The sequence below is a fragment of the Paenibacillus sp. NPDC057886 genome (genome assembly GCF_042796655.1).
Lineage (GTDB): Bacteria > Bacillota > Bacilli > Paenibacillales > Paenibacillaceae > Paenibacillus.
In genome coordinates, this window is sequence record NZ_JBHVMZ010000040.1 from 1 (window position 1) to 1,109 (window position 1,109).

Below are 1,109 nucleotides of genomic sequence, written 5' to 3' on the forward strand. Positions count from 1 at the left end.
CTTTGCTCTTCTCCTCTTTGACAATTCAGGATAAGAAAGCTTGTCCACTTTTTTCGCCTTAAAAAGATTCAAAATGCTCCAGTCTGGAATATTAAGCTCCTTTGATATTTCCCCCACCGTTTTAAGTTCATCAAAATGAAGTCTTTTTATTTGTTCAAGCTTATCTGAGTACTGTTGCCATTGGTATGTGTAATTGCTCTCTGGTCTAGGGATATCAATCTTAGTAGTGACATAAAAGTTAAAACCTTGTTCTTGACAAGCGTATCAATCGCCTCTTTACCGAAATCCTTTTCTCCGCCCCTTGCAAGTGAGTATGCCTCATCAATGAATAAAATGCCGCCGAGCGATTTTTTAATCAGATCTCTCGTTTTTTGCGCCGTGTGTCCGATGTATTCACCGACCAGATCGGCACGTTCCGCTTCGATCAGATGTCCTTTGGAAAGCACGTTCATTTCGAAGAAAAGCTTGCCGATCAGTCTCGCAACGGTGGTTTTCCCGGTGCCGGGGTTCCCTTTGAACATCATATGAAGAGCTTGTTTTCCGACTTTCAGCCCTTGTTCGGCCCGTTTTTGGTTGACGAATATCCACGCGTAAATTTCTTTAATGTTGCGTTTCATTTCTTCCATACCCACTAATGTGTTCATTTCTTTTTCAATTTCTTTCAGAATGCTGTGCTTGGCTTCATTTTTTTGCAGGGCGGCCTGATATTCCGCCTCAGCTTCCGCATTTGTCAGCACTTGCTTTTGGCCATTAAGAATGATGTTAATTTGTCCGTTATTTTTATAGGTTACAGCGCGCTCCAACATGCTCACCTCTCTGTTCTCTCTTTATCTTACTCATTATGAAGCGGTTCCGTGACATCCGCCTATCATCATGAGACCTGTTTTCCTCTTTATCTGTCACTTTTTCCGTTCTCTTCGGGAATGATGTTGAATCCTGCGCTTTCCCGAGAAATATTTTTCATTTCTTATTGTATTCAGCAGAAACGGGAGGACAAACCATTTATTTTTATTTTTCGGGAAATGTTGGGTATATTTCTCATTTTTTTCATGAATGACAGCCGTACAAGCACCTTTTGAATATCATCATATGCTGTAATGAGGTGATGG

General features: G+C 41.0%; 1 pseudogene. It reads right to left on the minus strand.

The features are described from left to right. Window positions 1–248: 248 nt before the first annotated feature. Window positions 249–806, minus strand: a pseudogene (locus ACFVQB_RS34435) (AAA family ATPase); the annotation flags it as partial. Between the last annotated feature and the right edge of the window lie 303 nt (window positions 807–1,109).